This is a genomic window from Streptomyces mangrovi (assembly GCF_900114215.1).
In the GTDB taxonomy this organism is placed as follows: domain Bacteria; phylum Actinomycetota; class Actinomycetes; order Streptomycetales; family Streptomycetaceae; genus Streptomyces; species Streptomyces barkulensis.
Genome location: NZ_FOSG01000003.1, coordinates 341875 through 365409, shown reverse-complemented (window position 1 = coordinate 365409; position 23535 = coordinate 341875). Strand labels below are relative to the sequence as shown.

19 protein-coding genes are annotated in these 23535 nt (G+C 74.9%); 6 read left to right on the top strand and 13 right to left on the bottom strand.

All coding sequences use genetic code 11. The features are described from left to right. Positions 1–165: 165 nt before the first annotated feature. A complete protein-coding gene (locus BM237_RS06295; RefSeq protein ID WP_093848488.1) occupies positions 166–1659 on the top strand; it encodes an NsdA family TPR-like regulatory protein in 1494 nt (497 codons plus the stop codon). Positions 1660–1815: 156 nt separating this feature from the next. On the opposite strand, the gene BM237_RS06290 is transcribed toward BM237_RS06295, so the two are convergent. Together BM237_RS06290 and BM237_RS06285 are read right to left on the bottom strand one after the other, a co-directional pair. Further along, a complete protein-coding gene (locus BM237_RS06290) occupies positions 1816–3183 on the bottom strand; it encodes an FAD-dependent oxidoreductase (RefSeq protein WP_093848487.1) in 1368 nt (455 codons plus the stop codon). A gap of 297 nt (positions 3184–3480) precedes the next feature. Then, entirely contained in the window at positions 3481–4371 is an 891-nt protein-coding gene (locus BM237_RS06285) for a TIGR01777 family oxidoreductase (protein ID WP_093848486.1), read from the bottom strand. A 50-nt stretch (positions 4372–4421) separates the two neighbouring features. On the opposite strand from BM237_RS06285, the gene BM237_RS06280 reads away from it, so the two are divergent. Then, complete coding sequence (locus BM237_RS06280) at positions 4422–4988, top strand: GNAT family N-acetyltransferase (protein ID WP_093848581.1); 567 nt, start codon at positions 4422–4424, stop codon at positions 4986–4988. Between the two features lie 28 nt (positions 4989–5016). On the opposite strand, the gene BM237_RS06275 is transcribed toward BM237_RS06280, so the two are convergent. Then, on the bottom strand, positions 5017–5544 hold the full coding sequence (locus BM237_RS06275; protein WP_093848580.1) for a DUF4240 domain-containing protein: 528 nt from the start codon (positions 5542–5544) through the stop codon (positions 5017–5019). Positions 5545–5722: 178 nt separating this feature from the next. Between BM237_RS06275 and BM237_RS06270 the strand changes: the two genes are divergently transcribed. Further along, entirely contained in the window at positions 5723–6658 is a 936-nt protein-coding gene (locus BM237_RS06270) for an SDR family oxidoreductase (RefSeq protein ID WP_245793434.1), read from the top strand. On the opposite strand, the gene BM237_RS06265 is transcribed toward BM237_RS06270, so the two are convergent. Further along, a complete protein-coding gene (locus BM237_RS06265; protein WP_093848485.1) occupies positions 6649–7614 on the bottom strand; it encodes a helix-turn-helix transcriptional regulator in 966 nt (321 codons plus the stop codon). The genes BM237_RS06270 and BM237_RS06265 overlap by 10 nt on opposite strands. A 90-nt stretch (positions 7615–7704) precedes the next feature. Here BM237_RS06265 and BM237_RS06260 point away from each other — a divergent pair, with 90 nt between their 5' ends. Together BM237_RS06260 and BM237_RS28670 are read left to right on the top strand one after the other, a co-directional pair. Further along, positions 7705–9294: a sodium-dependent transporter gene (locus tag BM237_RS06260; protein WP_093848484.1), complete on the top strand. Its 1590-nt coding sequence runs from the start codon at positions 7705–7707 to the stop codon at positions 9292–9294. Beyond that, positions 9294–9398, top strand: coding sequence for a methionine/alanine import family NSS transporter small subunit (locus BM237_RS28670; protein WP_107415205.1), 105 nt, complete (start codon positions 9294–9296; stop codon positions 9396–9398). The genes BM237_RS06260 and BM237_RS28670 overlap by 1 nt, the downstream gene beginning before the upstream one ends. Before the next feature lie 90 nt (positions 9399–9488). Here the strand turns inward: BM237_RS28670 and aceE are convergent, their stop codons facing one another. From aceE to BM237_RS06220, 8 genes are all read right to left on the bottom strand, one after another. Next, positions 9489–12170, bottom strand: a complete 2682-nt coding sequence (aceE, locus tag BM237_RS06255) for a pyruvate dehydrogenase (acetyl-transferring), homodimeric type (RefSeq protein ID WP_093848483.1) — start codon at positions 12168–12170, stop codon at positions 9489–9491. 147 nt (positions 12171–12317) lie between these two features. Then, positions 12318–12941, bottom strand: a complete 624-nt coding sequence (locus tag BM237_RS06250) for a GntR family transcriptional regulator (protein ID WP_093848482.1) — start codon at positions 12939–12941, stop codon at positions 12318–12320. 117 nt (positions 12942–13058) lie between these two features. Beyond that, positions 13059–14888: a 2-oxoglutarate dehydrogenase, E2 component, dihydrolipoamide succinyltransferase gene (sucB, locus tag BM237_RS06245; RefSeq protein ID WP_093848481.1), complete on the bottom strand. Its 1830-nt coding sequence runs from the start codon at positions 14886–14888 to the stop codon at positions 13059–13061. A 59-nt stretch (positions 14889–14947) separates the two neighbouring features. Next, positions 14948–16336: a dihydrolipoyl dehydrogenase gene (gene lpdA / locus BM237_RS06240; RefSeq protein WP_175540901.1), complete on the bottom strand. Its 1389-nt coding sequence runs from the start codon at positions 16334–16336 to the stop codon at positions 14948–14950. A gap of 364 nt (positions 16337–16700) precedes the next feature. Next, entirely contained in the window at positions 16701–18269 is a 1569-nt protein-coding gene (locus BM237_RS06235) for a leucyl aminopeptidase (RefSeq protein WP_093848479.1), read from the bottom strand. 189 nt (positions 18270–18458) lie between these two features. Beyond that, a complete protein-coding gene (locus BM237_RS06230; RefSeq protein WP_093848478.1) occupies positions 18459–19319 on the bottom strand; it encodes an adenosylcobinamide-GDP ribazoletransferase in 861 nt (286 codons plus the stop codon). Between the two features lie 56 nt (positions 19320–19375). Next, positions 19376–20509: a nicotinate-nucleotide--dimethylbenzimidazole phosphoribosyltransferase gene (locus tag BM237_RS06225; protein WP_093848477.1), complete on the bottom strand. Its 1134-nt coding sequence runs from the start codon at positions 20507–20509 to the stop codon at positions 19376–19378. A 42-nt stretch (positions 20510–20551) separates the two neighbouring features. Continuing rightward, the gene (locus tag BM237_RS06220; RefSeq protein ID WP_093848476.1) at positions 20552–21775 is read right to left on the bottom strand and encodes a bifunctional adenosylcobinamide kinase/adenosylcobinamide-phosphate guanylyltransferase; all 1224 of its coding nucleotides are present in this window, start codon (positions 21773–21775) and stop codon (positions 20552–20554) included. A 191-nt stretch (positions 21776–21966) separates the two neighbouring features. Between BM237_RS06220 and BM237_RS06215 the strand changes: the two genes are divergently transcribed. After that, positions 21967–22179, top strand: a complete 213-nt coding sequence (locus BM237_RS06215; protein ID WP_093848475.1) for a hypothetical protein — start codon at positions 21967–21969, stop codon at positions 22177–22179. A gap of 130 nt (positions 22180–22309) precedes the next feature. Here BM237_RS06215 and BM237_RS06210 read toward each other — a convergent pair whose 3' ends face one another. Continuing rightward, entirely contained in the window at positions 22310–23374 is a 1065-nt protein-coding gene (locus BM237_RS06210; protein WP_093848474.1) for a S1C family serine protease, read from the bottom strand. Positions 23375–23535 lie beyond the last annotated feature (161 nt).

Here is a 23535-nt window from a genome sequence, read left to right as displayed (position 1 = left end):
GCAGTGACCGAGAGGTTCCGCTTTCGGCCGCCACTCACACGTATGGATGAAACCCGTGCTCAGACCCCCGGAGGGGCGGAGCGGACGGCTAAATTCGCGCCGTTCCAGCAGGGCGCCCCGGCGTCTGTCGTACCCCAAGCCGTGAGGCAGGAGACCGCAAAGCCGATGTCGACGGAACGACCTGGGAAATCCTCCCAGCGCACCCTCAACCGCCAGCTCGCCGCGCTCATCGCCGAGGCCGGGTTCTCCAACGCCGGACTCGCCCGGCGGGTCGACCAGCTCGGGCTGGAGCACGGACTGGACCTCCGGTACGACAAGACCTCGGTGACGCGCTGGCTGCGCGGACAGCAGCCGCGCGGCACGACGCCGGCGCTGATCGCCGAGGTCTTCACCCGCCGCCTGGGCCGCAGGCTCACCGCCCAGGACCTGGGCCTGGACGCGTGCGCGCCGGTCTACGCCGGGCTGGAGTTCGCGGCCACACCGGGCGAGGCGGTGGACATCGTCGGCGGCCTGTGGCGCAAGGACACCGGGAACCACGCCGAGCTGCGCAAGATCGCCTTCACCCCGGCCGGGCTGGTGGTGCCCAGCCGGGACTGGCTGATCGGCCGCCCCGACGAGCGCGTGGCGCGCGGCGAGCCCGCGCCGGAGGCGGCGCGGGTGCCCGCCCAGGGCCGCGGGCCCCTGTCACCCGCCGCCGTACCGCCGCCCCGGGTGGGGCAGGCGGCCCGGATCGAGCGGGTGGAGCGGGGCCCGGGACAGCGGGTCACCGCCGGGGACGTCGCCGCCCTGCGCTCGGTCGGCGAACTGTTCCGCGCCCTCGACCACGCCTACGGCGGCGGCCACGCCCGGCAGGCGCTGGTGCGCTACCTGGAGCACGAGGCCGAGCCGATGCTGCGCGGCGCCTACGGGGAGCAGACCGGGCGCCGGCTGTTCGCCGCGGTGGCCGACCTGACCCGCCTGGCGGGGTGGACGGCGTACGACATCGCCGCGCACGGACTGGCGCAGCGCTACTTCGTCCAGGCGCTGCGGCTGGCCCAGGCCGCCGGGGACCGGGCGTACGGCAGCTATGTGCTGGTGACGATGAGCAGGCAGGCGGTGTACCTCGGGCACGGCCGCGAGGCGGTGCAGCTGGCGCGGGTCGCCCAGCAGGGAGTCGGCTCCTCGGTGCCGCCGGTCGTCCAGGCGCTGCTGCACGCGGTGGAGGCGCGCGGGCACGGGGTGCTGGGGGAGGTGCGGGCGTGCACGGCGTCGCTGGCCCGCGCCGAGCGGGCGCTGGGGCAGGCGCGGCCGGGCGACGAGGTGCCGCACTGGGCGCGGTTCTTCGACGAGGCGCAGCTCGCCGACGAGTTCGGGCACTGCCACCGGGACCTCCAGCAGTACCGGGCGGCGGCCCAGCACGCCGAGCGCTCCCTGCAGCTGCGGGGCCCGGGCTATGTGCGCAGCCGGCTGTTCTGCCGGATGGTGCTGGCCACGGCCCGGCTGGGGCTGGGCGACGTGGAGCAGGCGTGCGCCCTGGCCGCGGAGTCGGCGCAGCAGGCGGCGGAGATGCGGTCGGTGCGGGCGCACGAGTACGTCAAGGACTTCGAGCGCCGCCTGGAGCCGTACCGGGACGCCACACCGGTACGCACCTACCGCGAGCGGGTCGCCGCCCTCGTCTGACCCCTCGGGGCCCTCAGACCTCTCAGACTCCTCTGGCCCCTCTGGCCCCTCTGGCCCCTCTGGTCCTTCAGCCCCCCGCGCCACCCGCGGACCGACCGTGCCGCCGCGCGGCGGCACGGTCATGTCCGGGCCGGAGCTCCCCGGCCCGGGGCACCTTCAGGCCGCGGCGGGCAGGAGCGGGCCCCGCTCCCGCGGCCGGATGCCGAAGTCGCGGCGGACGGCGTCCGCCGCGCGGCGGGCCGAGCGCAGCGCGCCCTGGGCGTCGGCGGTGTCGCGGTGGTCGCCGCAGACGTACAGGCCGTACAGCACCCGGACCGGGCGCCGCGGATCGTGCGGCGCGGGTGTGGCGGGCACGGCCAGCGGGTCGTGGTGGACGGCCAGCAGCTCCCAGCGGCCGGTCGGGACGCCGTACAGCCCGGCGAGCTGGGCGCGCGCGGCCCGGTCCAGCGCGGCGGCCGGCTCGGACGCGGCGGAACCCAGCACCACGGAGGTGACCAGCGCGCGGCCCGGCCGGGCGCGCGAGGGGTCCACGGCGCTGGCGACGGCGGTGTACGCCACCGGGCCGCGCCGGTCGGCGTCCAGGACGAGCAGTGGCTCGTCCATCGGCGCCGGGCCGTCCACCGCGTGGTGCAGCACGGTCACCGGGCGGAAGTCCGGCACCCGCAGCCCCGGCAGCAGCTCGGCCGCGTCGCGGGCCCCGGTGGCGATGAGCACCGCGCGGCAGCGGATCGTGCCGTGGTCGCGCGTCACCACGGCGTTGGCGGCCACGGACAGCACGCGCACCCCGGTGCGGACGGTGCCGGGCGGCAGCCCGTCCGCCAGGGCCCGGGGCACGGACGCCGCGCCGCCCGCGGGCAGGCACAGCCCGCCGCGGGCGAAGTCGCGCAGCGCCAGATCGCCGATCCGGCTGGAGGTCGTCAGCTCCGGGTCGCACAGCAGCGCGCCGAGCAGAGGACGCAGCAGACCGTCGGCCGCCCGGGGCGACGGGGCGCGGGCGGCCAGGGCCTGGGCCGCGGACAGCTCGGGACGGGCGCCGAGACGTTCGGCGGGGGTCGAGGCGAGCCGGGCGAGCTGTGCGCGCAGCCGGGCCTGTTCCAGGGTGGTGCCCAGCGTGGCGCGCGCGCCACGCGCGCCGCGGTGCTGCCGGGGGACGTGGGCGGCGCGGGAGCCGCGGGCCGCCCTGGTGGCACGGGGCGCGCCGAGGCGCAGCGTGCGGTCGCCGCTGCGGATCAGCACCCCGGAGGCGAAGGGGCGCAGATCGAGCCCGGCCAGGCCGGGGCAGCGGCGCAGCTCGGACCAGCCGGAGAAAAGCGGCCGGCCGCCGCGGTCCAGCCGGTAGCCGTCGATCTCCTCGGTCGCCATCCGGCCCCCGACGGCGCCTGTGGCCTCCAGCACGGTGACGTGCAGCCCGGCGCCGGTCAGATGGTGTGCGGCGGCCAGGCCCGCCAGGCCCGCGCCGACGACGGCGACGTCGGTGGTCTCCCGGTCTCGGCCGGGGCTGGGACGGAGTGCGCTGCCGGGCATGGGCCCTCCCGTGGTCGACACTGCGGCGCGAACGGACGTCCGGGTGGTTCCTGCCCTCCGAAGACGCGTTCGACGCGTGCTTTCAAGCCGACCCTAGGGAAACGGGCGATCACGGACAGTCGCGCACGCACCGGGCACGGTCGCACATCGGTCGCGCACGGATGTACGGCGGTCGCACACCGGTCGGGTACGGCTCGTGCGTCACCCGCTCACCATCCGCTCACCACCCGCCCGCGCGCCGCCCGCACGGGCGGGCGGACGGAGCGCGTCCCGCGGGAAGGGGCCCGCGGGCGCAGGTCAGCGCAGCGCCGCCCGGACGGCGTCCTCGATACCGGGGAAGGCGAAGACGAAGCCGGACTCCAGCAGCCGCCGGGGCAGCACCCGCTGGCTGCCGAGCACATCCGTGGAGAACTCGCCCAGCACCGCGCGCAGCGCGAACGCGGGCACCGGCAGCACCGCCGGGCGGTGCAGCACCCGGCCCATCGCGGCGGCCACCTCCCGCTGGGTGACCGGCTCGGGCGCGGTCAGGTTGACCGGCCCGGACAGCTCCCCGGTGTCCAGCAGATGCCGCAGCGCGGCGATGTGGTCGTGCAGCGCGATATGGCTCCAGTACTGCCGGCCGCTGCCCAGCGGACCGCCCAGCCCGGCCCTGAAGATCGGGAACAGCCGTCCCCACGCCCCTCCGGTGCGGGAGACCACCAGCCCGGTACGGGCGTACACGGTGCGGACCCCCGCCTCCTCGGCCGGCGCGGCGGCCTCCTCCCACTCCTGGCAGACATCGGCGAGGAAGCCGTGACCGGGCGGCGCGTCCTCGTCCACGGCGCGGTCGCCGGTGTCGCCGTAGTAGCCGACGGCACTGCCGACCACCAGGGTGCGCGGCGGGGTGTCGAGTGAGGCAACGGCCTCGGCGACGGCGGCCGTCCCCAGGACCCGGCTGTCGCGGATCTCCCGCTTGTACGCCTCCGTCCAGCGGTGGTCGCCGACGCCCGCGCCGGCCAGATGCACCACCGCCTCGCAGCCCACCAGCCCGGCCGCGTCCACGTACTGCCGCCCGGGATCCCACTCCACCTCCTCGCCCGTGAGGGCCGGGCGCCGCACCAGGCGCAGCACCTCGTGCCCGTCGGCGCGCAGGGAGTCCACAAGAGCCCGGCCGATGAGGCCGGAGGAGCCGGTGACCGCGATACGCATGGGGCAATCCTGATGGACAGCCGGCCCGATGGCGAGGCACAGTGACCGGCATGTCCGCGTCCCCGTCGTCCCCCGCGTCCTCGGCGAGCCCGTCGTCCCCCGATTCCCCGTCGTCCCCGGAGCCGTCGGGCCCCCTCGTACGCCCCGCCGCCGAGGAGGACGGCGAGGCGCTGGGGGAACTGGACCGGCGCACCTGGTCGCCGGTGCACGCGGTCACCCCGAGGCCGCGGCCGCCGTACGGCCCGTTCTTCCACGACGGCAACCGGCCCCGGGAGTGCCTCGTCGCCGAACTGGAGGGGAAGCCGGTGGGCTACATCAAGCTGGCGCGTCCCACCCCGCTCGAGAGCAACGGCCACGTCCGGCAGATCCAGGGGCTGGCGGTGGACGGCACGGCGCGCGGCCGGGGTGTGGGCAGGGCGCTGCTGCGCGCGGCGATGGCCGAGGCGAGGCGGCAGGGCGCCTCGCGGATCACCCTGCGGGTGCTGGGCCACAACGCGCCCGCGCGGGCACTGTACGCCTCGGAGGGCTTCGCGGTGGAGGGCGTGCTTCCGGGGGAGTTCCTGCTGGAGAGCGGTTACGCGGACGATGTGCTGATGGGGCGCTCGCCGGCGGTCTGACCGCCCCCGGGCCGCCCGCCGGCCCGGATCACCCCGTCGGCGGCCCGAACCGCTCCCACAGCCGGGGGAAGGCCGCGGCCAGGGTTTGGTCGTCCCCGAAGCCGGGCGGTGCGCCCTCCGGCTCCCGGGGCGGGTCGGGCAGACCGAGATCGGGCAGCTCCAGACCGGTGAGCCGCTCGTAGGCCTCGTCCGCGGCGCAGCCGATGTCCTCGCCCTCGCCGTCCACCTCCGGATCGAAGTCCTCCAGCAGACCGGCGAGCGAGTCCGGGTCGTGCAGCGCCCCCTCGAACACCTTCCTGCCCCGGCCGACCAGCCAGCAGCGGAAGGAGTCGAAGGCGTCCTCGTCCGCCCCGTCCAGCAGCACCCGGGCCGCGCCCCACAGATCCCGGCGCCAGGCCCGGTTCACCCGGGCCTCGAAGTGGCGGGCGAAGTCCACGACGGTGTCCGGGTCGAGCCGCGTCAGCCGGTCGACGAGCAGCTCGGCGTGGTCGGCCGGATCGCCCCCGGCCGCCTCGCGGGTGCTGTCGACCAGCTCCCAGAACTCCGTCTCGTGCATCGTCACGGGACCAAGGATCCGCCCTGTCGGCGCCACCCGCACGCGGGACGGCCGGCCGGCGTGGCGCCCGGTCCGAACGGCGGAGAAACCCGACAGAAGATGTCCGGTATCGGTGGCAGCGTGCCCGGTGCGCACAGGGCGCCGGGCAGGCGCCACGGACACACGGAAGGACACACACGTGAACACGGCAGCGGTGTCGGGGAAGAGCCTGGAGGGCAAGGTCGCCCTGGTGGCGGGGGCCACCAGGGGCGCGGGCCGGGCCATGGCCGTGGAGCTGGGCCGGGCGGGCGCGACGGTGTACGCCACCGGCCGCACCACACGCGGACACGTCAGCGAGGTGGGCCGCTCCACCGAGACGATCGAGGAGACCGCGGAGCTGGTCACGGCGGCCGGGGGCACCGGCATCGCGGCGGTGGTCGACCACCTGGAGCCGGAGCAGGTCCGCGCCCTGGTGGAGCGGATCGACCGCGACCACGGGCGCCTGGACATCCTGGTCAACGACGTCTGGGGCGGTGACCACCTGCTCGACTTCGACACGAAGGTGTGGGAGGTCGAGCTGGACAAGGGCCTGCGGATGCTGCGGCTGGGAGTGGAGACCCATCTGGTCACCAGCCATTTCGCCCTGCCCCTGCTGATCCGGCGGCCGGGCGGGCTGGTGGTGGAGGTCACCGACGGCACCGCCGAGTACAACGGCCCCAGGTACCGCGGCAACCTCTTCTTCGACCTGACGAAGAACGCCCCGATCCGTGCGGCCTTCGGCCTCGCCGAGGAGCTGAGGGAGTACGGCTGCACGGCGGTCTGCCTCTCCCCGGGCTTCCTGCGCTCGGAGGAGATGCTCGACACCTTCGGGGTGCGGGAGGAGAACTGGCGCGACGCTCTCGCGCGGGAGCCGCACTTCGCCATCGCCGAGTCGCCCGCCTACATCGGCCGGGCGTTGGCGGCGCTGGCGTGCGACCCGGACGTGGCCCGCTGGAACGGGCAGTCCCTGTCCAGCGGGCAGCTCGCCGTCGAGTACGGCTTCACCGACACCGACGGCTCGCGGCCGGACGGCTGGCGGTACTTCATCGAGGTCGTCCACGGCGGGAAGGAGGCGACCGCCGAGGACTACCGGTAGAGCCCGGCCATCCGCTCGGCCGCCCGCGCCATGCGCTCGCGCAGCCCGGGCGGGCCGAGCACCTCGCACTCGGGGCCGAGGGCGAGCAGCTGGTCGTAGGCGACCTCCAGGGACTCCACGGGCAGGGCGAGGGTGGTCAGTCCCTCCTCGTCGGTCTCCCCCCGCGCCAGCGCCTCCTCGGCCGCCGCCCGGTCGGCGGCGTACCGCAGCGCGCGCACCCCGGCCCGGGTCAGCCGCACCACGGCGGTCTCGCGCAGGATCGAGCGGGCGAAGGCGGCGGCCCGCTCCTCCCAGAAGCCGGGCAGGTCGAAGTCGGCCTCCCGCTCGAACCGCCCCTCCAGCGGGGTGACGGAGTCGAAGCGGTCCACCCGGTAGACGCGCGGGTCGCCGTCGGCGCGGGCGACGAGGTACCACACGCCGGCCTTGAGCACCAGGCCGTACGGTTCCAGCGTCCGCTGTGCCCGGGAGCCGTCCCGGCGGCGGTAGCGCGCGGCGACCGGCCGGTCGTCCCACACGGCCTCGGCCAGCGCCGGCAGCGCCTTCGGCGTCTCGGTGGGCTGCCACCATCCGGGAGCGTCCAGATGGAACCGCTGCGCCGCGCTGCGCGGGGCGTCAGCCAGTTCGGGGGTGAGGGCCGCGGCCACCTTCAGCCGGGCGGCCGAGGCCGCGTCCGCCAGGCCCATCTCCCGCAGCGCGGAGGGAACCCCGGACAGGAACAGCGCCTCCGCCTCGTCGCGCCCCAGACCCGTCAGCCGGGTGCGGTAGCCGCCGACCAGCCGGTAGCCGCCGGTCCGCCCCCGGTCGGCGTAGACGGGGATCCCCGCCTCCGACAGGGCCAGCGCGTCGCGGGCGACGGTGCGCTCGGAGACCTCCAGCCGCTCGGCCAGCTCGGCGGCGGTCATCGACCGCCGAGTCTGGAGCAGCAACACCATCTCGATCAGCCGGGCAGCACGCATGCGCCCATCTTCCCCGCCGGGGCGCGCGGCGCGGCGCGCGCTGTTAACGTGCTGTCAACCCAAAGGGACAAAAGCCGAGGAACGTCGCATATGGCCACCGAATCCAGCAGCACTCCGACGACTCCGCCGCCCCGCGCCCAGTGGGGGACCCGCACGGGCTTCCTGCTGGCGGCGATCGGCTCGGCCATCGGGCTCGGCAACATCTGGCGCTTCCCCTCCGAGGCCTACAAGAACGGCGGCGGAGCGTTCCTGCTGCCCTATCTGATCGCCCTGCTGACGGCGGGGCTCCCGCTGCTGATCCTGGAGTACACGCTCGGCCGCCGCTACCGGAAGTCCCCGCCGGGCGCGTTCCGCCGGCTGTCCGGCCCGGCGCAGGCGATCGGCTGGTGGCAGGTGGCGGTCTCCTTCGTCATCGCCGCCTACTACGCCGTGATCCTGGCCTGGGCCGTGCGGTACGTGGGCTTCTCGGTGGGCGAGCAGTGGGGCGACGACCCGAACGCGTACTTCTTCGGCGACTTCCTGCGCACCGCCGAGCAGCCCGGCTGGATCTCCTCCTACGTCGGCGGCGTGTTCTGGCCGCTGCTGGTCATCTGGATCGCGGTCCTGGCCGTCCTGGCCCTGGGAGTGCGGCGCGGCATCGAGATGGCCAACCGGATCTTCATCCCGCTGCTGGTGGTCTTCTTCGTCGTCCTGGTGGTTCGCGCGGTCACCCTGGACGGCGCCGGGACGGGGCTGGACGCGCTGTTCTCACCCGACTGGGGCGCGCTGGCCGAGGGCGGTGTCTGGGTCGCCGCCTACGGGCAGATCTTCTTCTCCCTCTCGGTCGGCTTCGGCATCATGATCACCTACGCCTCCTACCTGCGCCGCCGCGCCGACCTCACCGGCTCCGCGCTGGTGGCCGGGTTCGCCAACAGCTCCTTCGAACTCCTGGCGGGCATCGGGGTGTTCGCGACCCTCGGCTTCCTCTCCGCCGCCAGCGGCGCACCGGTGGGGGAGACCGTCACCGACGGCATCGGCCTGGCGTTCATCGCCTTCCCGACGATCATCTCCAACATGCCGCTGGGCACCCTGTTCGGCCTGCTGTTCTTCGGTTCCCTGGCGATCGCCGGCTTCACCTCGCTGATCTCCATCGTGGAGGTGGTGGTCGCCTCGGTGCAGGACAAGACCGGCATCGGGCGCCTCCCGGCCGTGCTCGGCGCCGGTGGTCTGACGGCCCTGGTGTCCATCCTGCTCTTCCCCACCGACAGCGGGCTGTACCTGCTGGACTCCGCCGACCACTTCATCAACCGCTACGGCATCGCCCTGGCCTCCCTGGTCGCGGTGATCGTCGTCGCCTGGGTGCTGCGCAGGCTGCCGGCGCTCCAGCGGGACGCGGACGCCACCTCCGCCATCCGGCTGGGCGTGTGGTGGCGCCTGGCCCTGGGGGTCGTCACCCCGCTGGTGCTGGGCTGGATGATGGTGGACAGCCTGCGCGCGGAGTTCGACGAGAACTACGGGGGCTACCCCTCCGGCTTCCTGTTCTGGTCCGGGTGGGCGGTCGCCCTGGGCGCGCTGGCCTTCGGGCTGCTGGCCTCCCTGCTGCCCTGGCCGCGCGGTACGGAGCCGGCGGGTACGGAGCCCTCGGGGCCGGCCGGCCCCGTGGAGAGCGAACCGGGCGCGCCCGGGGAAGGGAGGTACTGATGTCGGCGGACGCCGTTGTGATGATGATCGTCGCCATGGTCGTGGTGTGGGGCGGGCTGCTCGCGGCCATCCTCAAGCTCCGCGGCCACACCGAGGAGTACTGACGTCTTCGGACGGCCGGGCCCCGGCCCGGAGCGGGGCCGGGCGCGCCTCCCGGCAGGTGGGAGGAGACGCGCCCGGCCGGCCGGAGGGCCTCAGGCCAGGCCGTAGCGCCCGGCCGCCTCGCGCACCGTCTCCCGCTTGACCTCGCCGCGCCGGGCCAGCCGGTCCAGGGCCGCCACCGCGACCGACTCGGCGTCCACCCCGAAGTGCCGGCGGGCCGCCTCGCGGGTGTCCGACAGGCCGAACCCGTCGGTGCCCAGCGAGGACCAGTCCTGCTCCACCCACGGGGCGATCTGGTCCGGTACCGCCCGCATCCAGTCGCTGACCGCGAGGACCGGGCCGGGCGCGCCGCACAGCGCGCGGGCGACGTACGGAACGCGGTCCTCGCCGTTGAGCTGCGCCGCGTCGCAGGACAGGGCATCGCGGCGCAGCTCGCTCCAGGAGGTGGCGGACCACACGTCGGCGGTCACGCCCCAGTCGTCGGCGAGGAGGCGCTGGGCGTCCAGCGCCCAGTGGATGGCGGTTCCCGAGGCCAGCAGCTGGATCCGGGGCGCGTCGGGGGAGGAGGGGGTTCCCTCCCGGAAGCGGTACAGACCCTTGAGGATGCCCTCCTCCACGCCCTCGGGCATGGGCGGCTGGACCTTCGGCTCGTTGTAGACGGTCAGGTAGTAGAAGACGTTCTCCTGCTCGGGCCCGTACATCCGGCGCAGGCCGTCGCGCACGATCACCGCGATCTCGTAGGCGAACGCCGGGTCGTAGTTGAGCGAGGCCGGGTTGGTGGCCGCGATCAGGTGGGAGTGGCCGTCGGCGTGCTGCAGGCCCTCGCCGGTGAGCGTGGTGCGGCCGGCGGTGGCGCCGACGACGAAGCCGCGGCCGAGCTGGTCGGCGAGCTGCCAGAACTGGTCGCCGGTGCGCTGCCAGCCGAACATCGAGTAGAAGATGTAGAACGGGATCATCGGCTCGCCGTGCGTGGCGTACGAGGTGGCGGCGGCGATGAAGTCGGCCATGGCGCCGGCCTCGGTGATCCCCTCGTTGAGGATCTGCCCGTCGGCCGCCTCCTTGTAGTACATCAGCTGGTCGCGGTCGACCGGCTCGTACGTCTGCCCCCTGGGCGAGTAGATGCCGGCCGAGGGGAACAGCGACTCCATGCCGAAGGTGCGGGCCTCGTCGGGGACGATCGGCACCCAGCGCCTGCCGGTCCCCGGATCCCGCATCAGGTCCTTGACCAGGCGTACGAAGGCCATGGTCGTGGCCGTCTCCTGCTTGCCCGACCCCTTCTTCAGGGCCTGGAAGGCGCGCTCGGGCGGCTCGGGCAGCGCCGGGACCGGGTGGGTGCGGCGGGCCGGGGCGGGACCGCCGAGGGCGGCGCGGCGCTCGGCGAGGTAGCGCACCTCGGGGGAGTCGGGGCCGGGGTGGCCGTAGGGCACCGGGCCCTCGCCCAGGGCGCTGTCGGGGATGGGCAGGCCGAGCAGGTCGCGCATGTCCCTGAACTCGTCGGCCGTCAGCTTCTTCATCTGGTGGTTGGCGTTCTTGGACTCGAAGCCCCGGCCGAGGGTGTGGCCCTTGACGGTCTGCGCCAGGATCACCGTCGGCGCGCCCCGGTGCGCGAGCGCGGCCCGGTAGGCGGCGTACACCTTGCGGGGCTCGTGGCCGCCGCGCGAGGTGTGGAAGCACTCGATGATCTTGGCGTCGGTCAGCACCCTCGCCATCTCGGCCAGCGCCGGGTCGGCGCCGAAGAAGTGCTCGCGGATGTAGGCGGCGTCGCGGGTGGCGTAGGTCTGGAACTGGGCGTCGGGCACCTCGCGCAGCCGCCTGACCAGGGCGCCGGTGGTGTCCAGGGCGAGCAGGTCGTCCCAGGCCGACCCCCACAGCGACTTGACGACGTGCCAGCCGGCGGCGCGGAACTGGGCCTCCAGCTCCTGTACGACCCGGAAATTGGCGCGGACCGGGCCGTCCAGGCGCTGGAGGTTGCAGTTGACCACGAAGGTGAGGTTGTCCAGCCCCTCGCGCGCGGCGAGGGCGAGGGCGGCGGTCGACTCCGGCTCGTCCATCTCGCCGTCGCCGAGGAAGGCCCACACGTGGCTGCCGGAGGTGTCCTTGATGCCGCGGCCGGTCAGATAGCGGTTGAAACGGGCCTGGTAGATCGCCGAGAGCGGGCCCAGACCCATGGATACGGTCGGGAACTCCCACAGCCAGGGCAGCCGTCGCGGGTGCGGGTAGGAGGGCAGCCCGCCGCCGCCGGCCTCCCGGCGGAAGTTGTCCAGCTGCGCCTCGGTCAGCCGTCCGTCGAGGAAGGCGCGGGCGTAGATGCCGGGGGAGGCGTGGCCCTGGATGTAGAGCTGGTCGCCGGAGCCGGGGGCCTCGGAGGAGGACTTGCCGCGGAAGAAGTGGTTGAAGCCGGTCTCGTAGAGCCAGGCGGCGGAGGCGAAGGTGGCGATGTGGCCGCCGACGCCGAAGCGGGAGCCGCGGGTGACCATGGCGGCGGCGTTCCAGCGGTTCCAGGCGGCGATCCGCCGCTCCATGTCCTCGTCGCCGGGGAAGGCGGGCTCGGCGGCGGTGGGGACGGTGTTGACGTAGTCCGTCTCCGGCAGCGCGGGGAGACCGAGTCCGGTGCGGCCGGCGTGCTCCAGGGTGCGCCGCATCAGGTACGCCGCCCGGTGCGGACCGGCCTCGCGGGCGACGGCGTCCAGGGACGCGGCCCACTCGGCGGTCTCCTCGGGGTCGCGGTCGACGAGCTGGTCGAGCTCGCTGGGGGTGCGTTCGGCGTCGGTCATGGTGTGGCCGCCTTCCGGACAGGACGGGACATGGGGGTGGGGGGTGTCACACCCACTGCCGGACTGTACGCCTACGATCGATGATCGATCAAAGGGTGGGAGCCGAAAAAGTGCCGGGAGAGCGAAATTGGCATTCAGTGCCGCGAATCAGGCACGGGGTGCACACCCCAGGACGTGCTCCTTGACCAGCTCGCCGATGCGCGGATCACGCCTGCGGAACGCCTCCACGACCGCCTCGTGCTCCTCGGCGTACGACTGCTGCCGGGTGCCCAGCCAGCGGATGGCGAGCGTGGTCCACACCCCGATGCCCAGCGACTCCCAGGTGTGCAGCAGCACGCTGTTCCCGGCCGCGCGCACCAGCTCGCGGTGGAAGGCGACCGTGTGCCGCACCTGCGCCTCGCCGTCCCCGGCCCGGTCGGCCTCGTACAGCCGCGCCACATGCTCCTCCAGCGCCGAGGTGTCCCCGGCCAGGCGGTCGGCGGCCAGCTCGGCCGCGATCTGCTCCAGCCCGGCGCGCACCGGGTAGATCTCCTCCAGATCGGCCGCCGTCAGGTTCCGCACCCGTACGCCCTTGTTCGGCGCCGACTCGATCAGCCGCAGCGCCTCCAGCTCGCGCAGCGCCTCGCGCACGGGCGTCTGGCTGACCTCCAGCTCCACGGCGATCCGCCGCTCCACGATGCGCTCGCCCGGCTTCCAGCGCCCGCGGACGATGCCCTCCACGATGTGCTCGCGGATCTGCTCGCGCAGGGAGTGGACGACGGGCGGGGCCATGGGCGCTCCTTGTCTGCCTTCTTCGGGGGAGGACACCGACGATACGGGCACCGCCCGCACGGCGGCGCCCCCGCCCGGAACGGATCCGGTGCGGGGGCGCCGATGCGCGGGGAGCGGTCAGAGACCCAGCTCGCCCTCGAACTCGCCGGCCTCCAGACGGGCCTTGACGTCCGTCAGGTAGCGGGCGGCGTCCGCGCCGTCGACCAGCTGGTGGTCGTAGGACAGGGTCAGGTAGACCATGTCCCGGATGGCGATGGTCTCGCCCAGCTCCGGGTGGTCCACCACGACCGGGCGGCGCACGGTGGCGCCGATGCCCAGCTCGGCCACCTGCGGGTAGTTCACGATGATCGTGTCGAACAGCGCACCGCGCGAGCCGGTGTTGCTGATCGTGAACGTGCCGCCGGACATGTCGTCCGGGCTGAGCTTGCCGGTGCGGACCCTGCCCGCCAGCTCCGCGGTCTTCTTGGCGATGCCGGCCAGGTTCAGGTCGCCCGCGCCCTTGATGACCGGGACCATCAGGCCCTTCTCCGAGTCCACCGCGATGCCGATGTTCTCGACGTCGTGGTAGGTCACGGTCCCGTCGTCGTTGATCTTGGCGTTGACCGACGGGTGGGCCTTCAGCGCCTCGGCGGCGGCCTTGACGAAGAACGGCATCGGGGAGAGCTTGACGCCCTCGCGGGCCAGGAAGTCCTCCTTGGCCCGGGCCCGCAGCCGCATGACCCGTGTGACGTCCACCTCGACCACGGTGGACAGCTGCGCCTGGTTGTGCAGCGCCTTCATCATGTTCTCGGCGATGACCTTGCGGATGCGGGTCATCGGCACCGTCCGGCCGCGCAGCGGCGACGGCTCGGCCTTGGCCGGGCCGCGGCCCGCCGGCGCGGCGGCCGGCGCCTGGGCGGCCTGCGCCCTGGCCGCCTCGGCCGCGGCCACGACGTCCTGCTTGCGGATACGGCCGCCGACGCCGGTGCCCTTGACGGTGGACAGGTCGACGCCGTTCTCGGCGGCGAGCTTGCGCACCAGCGGGGTCACATAGGCGCCCTCGCCGCCGCCCGCCGGGGCCGCCGGCGCCTGCGCGGGGGCCTGAGCGGCGGGCGCCTGCCGGGCGGGGGCGGGCTGCGCCGGAGCCGGGGCCGGCTCGGGCTGGGCCTGCGGCTCGGGAGCCGGGGCGGGTGCCGGAGCCGGGGCGGGCTCGGGCTGGGCCTGCGGCTCGGGCTTCGGTTCCGGCTGGGCCTGCGGCTCGGGCTGCGCCGGAGCGGGAGCCTGGGCCGGAGCGGCACCGGCGGCACCGGCGGCACCGATCACGGCCAGCTTCGCGCCGACCTCCGCCGTCTCGTCCTCGCCCACCACGATCTCCAGCAGGGTGCCGGAGGCGGGGGCCGGGATCTCGGTGTCGACCTTGTCGGTCGAGACCTCCAGCAGCGGCTCGTCGGCCTCGACCTCCTCGCCGACCGACTTCAGCCAGCGGGTGACGGTGCCCTCGGTGACGGACTCGCCGAGCGCCGGCAGCACCACATCGGTGCCCTCCGCCGCACCGCCGGACGGGGCCGCCTGCTGCGGAGCCTGGGCCTGGGCGGGCTCGGGCTGCGCCTGGGGCTCGGGCTGGGCCTGCGCCGGGGCGGCCTGCGGCTCGGGGGCCGGTGCGGGGGCCTCGGCCTGGGCGGGCGCCTCGGCCGGAGCGCCGCTGCCTTCCCCTGCCTGCGGCGGGGATGCCCCATCGTCGATCACGGCCAGCTCGGCGCCGACCTCGACCGTCTCGTCCTCGGCGACCTTGATGGAGGACAGGGTGCCGGAGGCGGGGGAGGGGATCTCGGTGTCGACCTTGTCGGTCGAGACCTCCAGCAGGGGTTCGTCGGCCTCGACGTGCTCACCCTCGGCCTTCAGCCAGCGGGTGACGGTGCCCTCGGTGACGCTCTCGCCGAGCGCCGGCAGGGTTACGGAAACCGCCATGGTTTCGGTTGCTCCTAACGAAAAGTGCGAATGGCGTGGTGCTCTCGCGCCCGGGAGGGTCAGTCGTGGGAGTGCAGCGGCTTGCCGGCCAGGGCCAGGTGGGCCTCGCCGAGGGCCTCGTTCTGCGTCGGGTGCGCGTGGAGGAGCTGCGCGACCTCGGCGGGCAGAGCCTCCCAGTTGTAGACGAGCTGGGCCTCGCCGACCTGCTCGCCCATCCGGTCACCGACCATGTGGACGCCGACCACGGCACCGTCGCGGACCTGGACGAGCTTGATCTCGCCCTGTGTCTTGAGGATCTTGCTCTTGCCGTTGCCGCCGAGGTTGTACTTCAGCGTCACGACCTTGTCCGCGCCGTGGATCTCCTTGGCCTTGGCCTCGGTCAGACCGACGGAGGCGACCTCCGGGTGGCTGTAGGTCACGCGCGGCACGCCGTCGTAGTCGATCGGCACGACGTCCATGCCGGCCAGCCGCTCGGCCACCAGGATGCCCTCGGCGAAGCCGACGTGGGCGAGCTGGAGGGTCGGGATGAGGTCGCCGACGGCCGAGACGGTGGGCACGTTGGTGCGGCAGTACTCGTCCACCAGGACGTAGCCGCGGTCCATGTTCACCCCGGCCTCCTCGTAGCCCAGCCCCTGCGAGACCGGGCCGCGGCCGATGGCGACGAGCAGCAGCTCGGCCTCGTACTCCTTGCCGTTGGCCAGGGAGACCTTCACGCCGTTGTCGGTGTACTCCGCCTTCTCGAAGAAGGAGCCGAGCGAGAACTTGATGCCGCGCTTGCGGAAGGCGCGCTCCAGCAGCTTGGAGCTGTTCTCGTCCTCGGCCGGCACCAGGTGGGGCAGGCCCTCGACGATGGTGACGTCGGCGCCGAAGGACTTCCACGCGGAGGCGAACTCGCAGCCGATGACGCCGCCGCCCAGGATGACGACGGACTGCGGCACGCGGTCCAGCTTCAGCGCGTGGTCGGAGTTGATGATCCGGTTGCCGTCGATCTCCAGACCCGGGATCGACTTGGGCACCGAGCCGGTGGCCAGCAGGATGTGCCGGCCCTCGTAGCGCTGCCCGTTCACGTCCACCGAGGTCGGGGAGGAGAGGCGGCCCTCGCCCTCCACGTAGGTGATCTTGCGGGAGGCGATCAGCCCCTGCAGGCCCTTGTACAGACCCGAGATCACGCCGTCCTTGTACTTGTGGACGGCCGGCATGTCGATGCCCTCGAAGGTGGCCTTGACACCGAAGCCGGCGCTCTCGCGCGCGGAGTCGGCCACCTCGCCGGCGTGCAGCAGGGCCTTCGTCGGGATGCAGCCGTAGTGCAGACAGGTACCGCCGACCTTGTCCTTCTCGATCAGGGCGACGTCCAGACCCAGCTGCGAAGCCCGCAGGGCAGCGGCATAACCGCCGCTACCGCCTCCGAGGATCACTAGGTCGAAAACGGTGCTGGCGTCGTTCGCCACGTCACGTCCTCCATGCATGGGTACGCCGGAGCCGGTCCGTCGGAGACCGGGCGGCTGTATGTTCGGCCGCTTCTTGCTCGGCCCTGTGGGTTGAGCGGGCCCTGTCCTGCCGAGACAACATCTTTGCACTTGTCGGCGGACAGTGGGACGCCGGGCCGGTGTCCCAGCCCCTCATACCCAGATGAACAGGAGGATTGCGAGCGGGTACGCGTGTCTACCGGACAGTAGGCCGATCGGGATCGCTCACAGCGAACGCGCCGGGACGGGAGCGGGCCGGAACCGGACGCGACGCGCGCCGGGGCCCGGAGGCGGAAAGCCTCCGGGCCCCGGCGGTGCGGCCCTCACCGGGGCCGTCGGAGGACCGTCACAGAACGTCCCCCGCCGCGGCGCGCTCGGCGAGGCGGACCAGGGTGCGCACCGCACTGCCGGTGCCGCCCTTGGGGGTGTAGCCGAAGGGGCCGGACTCGTTGAAGGCCGGACCGGCGATGTCCAGGTGCGCCCAGGTGGTGCCCTCGGCGACGAACTCCTTCAGGAACAGGCCGGCCACCAGGCCGCCGCCCATCCGCTCGCCCATGTTGGCGATGTCGGCGATCGGCGAGTCCATGCCCTTGCGCAGATGGCCGGGTAGCGGCATCGGCCACGACGGCTCGCCCACCTCGGTCGCGCTGTCGTGGACGGCCGTGCGGAAGGCGTCGTCGTTGGCCATCACGCCGAACGTGCGGCCGCCCAGCGCCAGCATCATCGCGCCGGTCAGGGTGGCCACGTCCACCACCGCGTCCGGCTTCTCCTCGCACGCCCGGGTCAGGGCGTCGGCCAGCACCAGGCGGCCCTCGGCGTCGGTGTTGAGCACCTCGACCGTCTTGCCGCTGTACATGGTCAGAACGTCGCCCGGCCGGGTCGCGGTGCCCGACGGCATGTTCTCCGCCAGCGCCAGCCAGCCCGTGACGTTCACCCGCAGGCCGAGGCGGGCGGCGGCGACCACGGCGGCGAAGACGGCGGCGGCGCCGCTCATGTCGCACTTCATGGTCTCGTTGTGGCCGGCCGGCTTGAGCGAGATGCCGCCCGAGTCGTAGGTGATGCCCTTGCCGACCAGGGCGAGGGTCTTCTTCGCCTTGGAGTGGGTGTAGGACAGACGCACCAGACGCGGCGGGTTCGCCGAGCCCTGCCCGACGCCGAGGATGCCGCCGTAACCGCCCTTGGCCAGGGCCTTCTCGTCCAGCACCTCCACCGTCAGCCCGTGCTCCTTGGCCGCGCTCTGCACGGCGGCGGCGAAGGACTTCGGGAACAGGCCGTTGGAGGGGGTGTTGACCAGGTCGCGGGCGCGGTTGACCTCCGCGGCCAGCACCTCGGCCCGCTCGGCGGCGGCCTTGTGCGCCTTGTCGCGGGACTTGGCGCCGAGCACGGTGACCTCGGCCAGCGGGGCGCTCTTGTCGCCGCCCCCGCCCTTGCCGTCCTTGCCCTTCTTCCCCTTGGCGTTCCTGGCGTTCTTGTCCTCCTTGCCGCGGTACTCGGTGAAGGAGTAGGCGCCCAGCAGCGCGCCCTCGCAGACGGCGGCCAGGGAGGCCTCGTCCCCGGCCGGCAGGGCGAAACCGGCCTTCTTCCGACCGGCCAGCGCGCGGGCGGCCGCACCGGCCGCGCGGCGCAGCACCTCCGGGTCGTACGGCCCGTCCTCCTCCGGGGCGTCACCGAGTCCGACCGCCAGCACCAGATCGGCCTTCACCCCGTCCGGGGCGGGCAGCTTGGTGACCTCCCCCTCGCCGCCCGACGCGCCGAGGGTCTCCAGGACGCCGGCCAGGGAGCCGCCGAACGCCTGGTCCAGGGGCTCGCCGCCCGGAGCGACCGCGGGCCCGTCAGGGCCCTTGGCCACACCGATGACGACGGCGTCCGCGCGCAGCGTCGCGGCGGACGAGGAACTGAGAGTGAGAGCAGACACAGTGGTGGGAATCCCTCTTCCGATGGGCAAGCCGAGTGGATGTGCACGGCTTCGGGCACGGGCCGAGCCTACGTCGCGGCCCGAAGCGCCCCGCCGTCGGCTCCGGACGGTGGTTTCCGCGAACCGTCCGGAGCCGGTGGCGGGGCGTGACGGAAGCACGGACCGTCCCGCGGAATTCTCCGAGGGGGGTCAACCCAGCGCAAGCACCACCAGGGAGGTGGTGAGAGCGGTTTCGCCCACCGCGCCGAAGACGTCGCCGGTCACCCCGCCCAGTCTGCGGCGGCAGCGGGCCAGCAGCAGGTGCGCCGTGCCCAGCGCCACCACGACCGCCACGGCGCACCGCACGGCCCCGTAAGGCCCCCACAGCGCCCCCGCGCCCGCGGCCGCCGAGACCACCGCCGCGCAGGTCAGGACGGCGGCCCGCGGGGGCACCGCGCCGGCGACCGCCGCGCCCAGCCCCCCGGGACGGGCCGCCGGGACGCCCTCGCGGGCGGCGAGCGTCAGCGCGGCGCGCGCGGCCACCGCCGAGACGGTCACCGCGACCGCGCCCCACGCCCAGCCGGCGGCGTACGCCCCGGCCACCGCGGCCACCTGGGCGAGCAGCACCAGCAGCAGGGTGACCACCCCGAACGGGCCGATGTCGGAGCGCTTCATCACCTCCAGCGCGCCCTCGGCCGGGCGGCCGCTGCCCAGGCCGTCGGCGACGTCCGCGAGCCCGTCCAGATGCAGACCGCGCGTCAGCACGGCCGGTACCGCGACGGTGGCGACCGCCGCGAGCAGCGGCGAGGCGCCCAGCAGCAGCGCGACGCCCCCGGCGGCGGCCGCGCACAGCCCGGCCACCAGGCCCACCAGCGGGGCGCACACCATGCCCGAGCGGGCCGCGGCCCGGTCCCAGCGGGCCCCGGAGACCGGCAGCACGGTGAGCGTGCCGAAGGCGAAGCGCGCCCCGTCCCGTACGCCGGCCGGCGGCGGGGCGGTGGGCGGCGGCGGGGCGGTGGGCGCCGGATGCCGCGGCGGTGGGTCCTGCGGCGGCTGCGGGACGGTGTCCACGGGCTCTCCTGCGTTCTGCCTGCGAGAGGACGGCCGGCCTCGGCCGGCGTACGGGCTCAGGTGGCGTCGAGCATCCGCGCGGCGCCGGTCCGGTCCGCGTCCGGCTCCGCCGCCGCGGAACCCTCCCCTTCCTCCGGTTCCCGGCGCACCGGCAGCTCCGCCGCCAGCGCGGCCGCGGCCCGGACCAGGGGGAGGGCGAGCAGCGCGCCGGTCCCCTCGCCCGCGGTGACGCCGTGGTCCAGCAGCGGGTCGAGCGCCATCCGGTCCAGTGCCTTGGCCTGCGCGGGCTCCCCGCTCGCCGACCCGGCCAGCCACCAGTCCGGCGCCCGGAACGCCACGCGCTGGGCGACCAGCGCGCACGCGGCCCCGACCACGCCGTCGAGGACCACCGGGGTGCGGCGCACGGCCGACTGGAGCAGGAAGCCGGTGATCGCGGTCAGGTCCGCCCCGCCGACGGTCGCCAGCAGCCTCAGCTGGTCCCCCAGGACGGGCCGGGCGCGGCGCAGCCCGTCGCGGATCGCCGCGCACTTGCGCATCCAGGCCAGGTCGTCGATGCGCCCGCCGCCGCGGCCGGTGACCACGGAGGCGTCGGTGCCGCACAGGGCGGCGACCAGCACCCCGGCCGCCGTGGTGCCGCCGACGGAGATGTCGCCCAGGACCACCAGATCGGTCCCGGCGTCGGCTTCCTCGTCGGCGACGGCCATCCCGGCCCGGAAGGCGCGCTCGGCCTCCTCGGCCGTCAGGGCGTCCTCGGTGTCCAGGCGTCCGCCGGAGCGCCGCACCCGGTGGCGGGTGACCTCCGCGGGCAGCTCGTCCGGGTCGCAGTCCAGCGACATGTCGACGATCCGCAGCGGCACGCCGGAACGGCGTGCCAGCACCGCCGCCGGACTCGTGCCGTCCAGGGCGGCGCGCACCAGAGCGTGCGCGCCCCCGGCGGGCCGGGCGGAGACGCCCAGCCGGGCCACCCCGTGGTCCCCGGCGAACAGCACGGCCTTCGGCCGCGAGACGGGCTCCACGGGAACGCGGCCCTGCGCCGCCGCCAGCCACTCGCCCAGTTCGTCCAGCCGCCCCAGCGCCCCGGCCGGCAGGCCGGTTCGGACGCGCCGCTCCTCGGCGTCCCGGCGGACGCCGCTGTCGGGACGTTCGATGAGGTCGCCGAAGTCGTCGAGATTCAGGCTGCCGTCACTCATGGGGGCGACACTACCGTTCCCCGTACGGCTCCCGGCCGGCGCTCAGCCGCGCAGCGGCTGGGCGGTGCCCGCCGTGACCAGCAGGACGTGCTCGCACTCGGCCGCCACCGCCGCGTTCAGCCGGCCCAGCTCGTCGCGGAAGCGGCGGCCCGCGGCGGTGGCGGGCACCACGCCCGAGCCGACCTCGTTGCTGACCGCCACCACCGTGCGGGAGGCGGCGCGGAAGGCCGCGACCAGGGCGCCGGTCCGCCCGGCCAGCGCGCGGGGGGCCTCGCCGCTTCTCCAGCGGTCGTCGTCCCAGGCGCCGGCGCGGTCCATGGCGTCGGTCAACCACAGGGCCAGGCAGTCGACCAGCACCGGCGGGGCGTTCTCGGCGGTGAGCAGCGGCACCAGATCGCAGGTCTCGGCCGTACGCCAGGAGGGCGGGCGGCGCTCCCGGTGGGCGGCCACCCGGGCCGCCCACTCCCGGTCGCCGTCCCGGCCGCCGCCCGTGGCGACGTACAGCACGTCCGGGAAGGCCGCCAGCCGCCGCTCGGCCTCGGCGGACTTGCCCGAGCGCGCGCCGCCCAGGACCAGCGTGCGCCGGGGCAGATCGGGGACCGCCCGGTAGTCGCCGACCACCACCGTGGCGCCGTCCGGCTCGGTACGGGCCCCCGCCGCGGCCAGCCGCCGGTGCAGCTCCGCGCCGGGCGGCACGTCGTGGTCGATGTGGACGGCCAGCACGTCCGTGGTCGGGCCCACGGCGCCGGCCGCCCGCAGCCGGGCGAGGGCGTCGGGACGGCCCAGGACGTCCATCAGCACCAGGGCGTACGGGGTGCGCGAGCCGTCGGACGGCAGGTCCGAGGGCCCGGCCCCCGGCGGCAGGTACAGCAGGCGCTCGCCGTCGGGCCCGCCGATCTCGTACCCGGTGCCCGGCGCGTCCAGCGCCACCGCCCGCACCCGGTGGCCGCTGATCAGCGTCAGCCTCCGCCCGTCGGGCACCCGCACCGGCGCGGGCAGCCCGGCCGGGACCTCCGGCGCCGGCCCCTCGCGGGGCCCCTCGGGGGAGTGGGACAGCAGCACCTGCCGCACACCGTGCAGCGAGCTGCCCGCTCTGGCGGCGGCCAGAGCGGGGCCGGGGGTCAGGTCGAGCAGCAGGACGCCGTCCACGAGCAGCGCGGTCGCCGCCCGCGCCCGGGCGCGGGCGGCGGTGGCGCAGGCCGCGCAGGGACAGCCGGGCCGGGGAAGGCCGGCGGGGGCGCCGGTGCCGAGCAGAGTCAGTTCCACGGCACGATCGTCTCGCGCCCCGCCGGGCCGCCGCGCGAGGGGGGGCCGGGCCGGTCCGCGCGGATCGGCCGGGCAGGGCCTAACCTGCGGACAGCGGGACAGGATCTGTGGAACGTACGGCGGCACCCGGCGCGGTACGGCACGGGGACCGGCCGCGGACAAGGTACGGACAAGGGACAGGGGAGGCGCACATGGCGTGGACGTGGCGGTTCGAGAAGGCCGACGGCACGGAGACGGAACCGGCCGTCCGGCCGGAGGAGTTCTCCACCCAGGGGGACGCGGAGAGCTGGATCGGCGAGACCTGGAGGGAACTGCTGGAGGGCGGTGTCGAGCAGGTGAGGCTGCTGGAGGACGGCACCGAGATCTACGGGCCCATGAGCCTGAGCGCGGCCGAGGAGGCCTGAGGGCCCGGGACCGGCGGGGGCCGGTTCCTTCCGGGACCGGTCCCCGCGTGCCCGGGATCCGCGTGCCCGGGATCCGCGTGCCCGGGATCCGTGCGTCCGGGGCCGGCGCGTCCGGGTACCGCGGGGCCCGTCAGCGCTCGCCGAGGGTGACCGTGACGCTCCGCTCCCCGCCGTCGCGCCGGTAGACGACCTCCACCCTGTCACCCGGCTCGCGGGAGGCCAGCGCCTCCGCCAGCGCGGTGGTGTCCGGGATCTCCTCGCCGCCGAGCCCGACGATCACATCACCCGCCCGGAGCCCGGCCTCGTCCGCCGCGCCGCCCTCCTGGGCCTGCACGATCGCGACCCCGGCGGGCCGGTAGTCCTCGCCCAGGACGGTGCGCACCGTCGCCTCGATCGCCGCCTCGTCGGAGTCGACCACCTCGCCGTGCTCGATCATCTGGTCGGCCAGGTGCCGCACGGTGTCGGAGGGGATGGCGAAGCCCAGACCCGGCGCAGTGCCGCCGTTCCCGCCGGGGGAGCGGGCGGCCAGGGTGGGCACACCGATGACGCGGCCGGAGAGGTCGACCAGCGCACCGCCGCTGTTGCCCGGGTTGATCGGCGCCGAGGTCTGGATCAGGTTGCCGATGGTGGCCTCGGCGCTGCCCTCGCTGATGGCGCGGCCGGTGGCCGAGATGATCCCCTCGGTGACGCTGGAGGACAGCCCCAGCGGGTTGCCCATGGCCAGGACGATCTGGCCGACGTCCACCTCACCGGAGTCCCCGAAGGTCGCCGGGCGCAGGCCGGGGGGCGGATCGGTGAGTTTCACCACCGCCAGGTCCTCCTCCGGGTAGCTGGCGACCAGCTCCGCGTCCAGCTCGTCCCGCCCGGTGGCCATGGTGATCCGGAACCGCTCGGCGTCGCCCACCACATGGGCGTTGGTGACGATGTGGCCCTCGCCGTCGTAGACCACGCCCGAACCCAGTCCCTCCCCGGTGGTGACCTGGACGACGGACGGCAGGACCTGGTCGACCACCTTCTGGAAGGACTCCTGCAGATCGCCGGCCGTGGCCGGCACGGGGACGGTGGCGCTGGGGGAGGGCGAGGCGCCGGCGCCGCCGGAGGAGTCCGAGCCGGTGCAGCCGGTGAACAGCACGGCGGCCGCGCACAGGGCGGCGGCGCCCGCGCGGCGCCCGCCGCGCAGTGGGGAACGGGTCATGGGAACGAGCGCCCCCTCGCTGGTCTTCCGCAGGTCCTGCGCCGGTCTTCCGCCGGACCCCGCGGCCGGAAACGACCGGACCGCGGAGCCTCCGGGTGCCCCCGGGGAGGCCGCCGGAAACCGTGACACGCCCGGCACACGCACGGGGCGCGCGGGCCGCG

Excerpts from the sequence above, each read along its gene's own strand:
- BM237_RS06295 (WP_093848488.1), top strand. The coding sequence starts at position 166 with ATGTCGACGGAACGACCTGGGAAATCCTCCCAGCGCACCCTCAACCGC.
- BM237_RS06290 (WP_093848487.1), bottom strand. The coding sequence starts at position 3,183 with ATGCCCGGCAGCGCACTCCGTCCCAGCCCCGGCCGAGACCGGGAGACC.
- BM237_RS06285 (WP_093848486.1), bottom strand. The coding sequence starts at position 4,371 with ATGCGTATCGCGGTCACCGGCTCCTCCGGCCTCATCGGCCGGGCTCTT.
- BM237_RS06280 (WP_093848581.1), top strand. The coding sequence starts at position 4,422 with ATGTCCGCGTCCCCGTCGTCCCCCGCGTCCTCGGCGAGCCCGTCGTCC.
- BM237_RS06275 (WP_093848580.1), bottom strand. The coding sequence starts at position 5,544 with ATGCACGAGACGGAGTTCTGGGAGCTGGTCGACAGCACCCGCGAGGCG.
- BM237_RS06265 (WP_093848485.1), bottom strand. The coding sequence starts at position 7,614 with ATGCGTGCTGCCCGGCTGATCGAGATGGTGTTGCTGCTCCAGACTCGG.
- BM237_RS06260 (WP_093848484.1), top strand. The coding sequence starts at position 7,705 with ATGGCCACCGAATCCAGCAGCACTCCGACGACTCCGCCGCCCCGCGCC.
- BM237_RS28670 (WP_107415205.1), top strand. The coding sequence starts at position 9,294 with ATGTCGGCGGACGCCGTTGTGATGATGATCGTCGCCATGGTCGTGGTG.
- aceE (WP_093848483.1), bottom strand. The coding sequence starts at position 12,170 with ATGACCGACGCCGAACGCACCCCCAGCGAGCTCGACCAGCTCGTCGAC.
- BM237_RS06250 (WP_093848482.1), bottom strand. The coding sequence starts at position 12,941 with ATGGCCCCGCCCGTCGTCCACTCCCTGCGCGAGCAGATCCGCGAGCAC.
- sucB (WP_093848481.1), bottom strand. The coding sequence starts at position 14,888 with ATGGCGGTTTCCGTAACCCTGCCGGCGCTCGGCGAGAGCGTCACCGAG.
- BM237_RS06225 (WP_093848477.1), bottom strand. The coding sequence starts at position 20,509 with ATGAGTGACGGCAGCCTGAATCTCGACGACTTCGGCGACCTCATCGAA.
- BM237_RS06215 (WP_093848475.1), top strand. The coding sequence starts at position 21,967 with ATGGCGTGGACGTGGCGGTTCGAGAAGGCCGACGGCACGGAGACGGAA.
- BM237_RS06210 (WP_093848474.1), bottom strand. The coding sequence starts at position 23,374 with ATGACCCGTTCCCCACTGCGCGGCGGGCGCCGCGCGGGCGCCGCCGCC.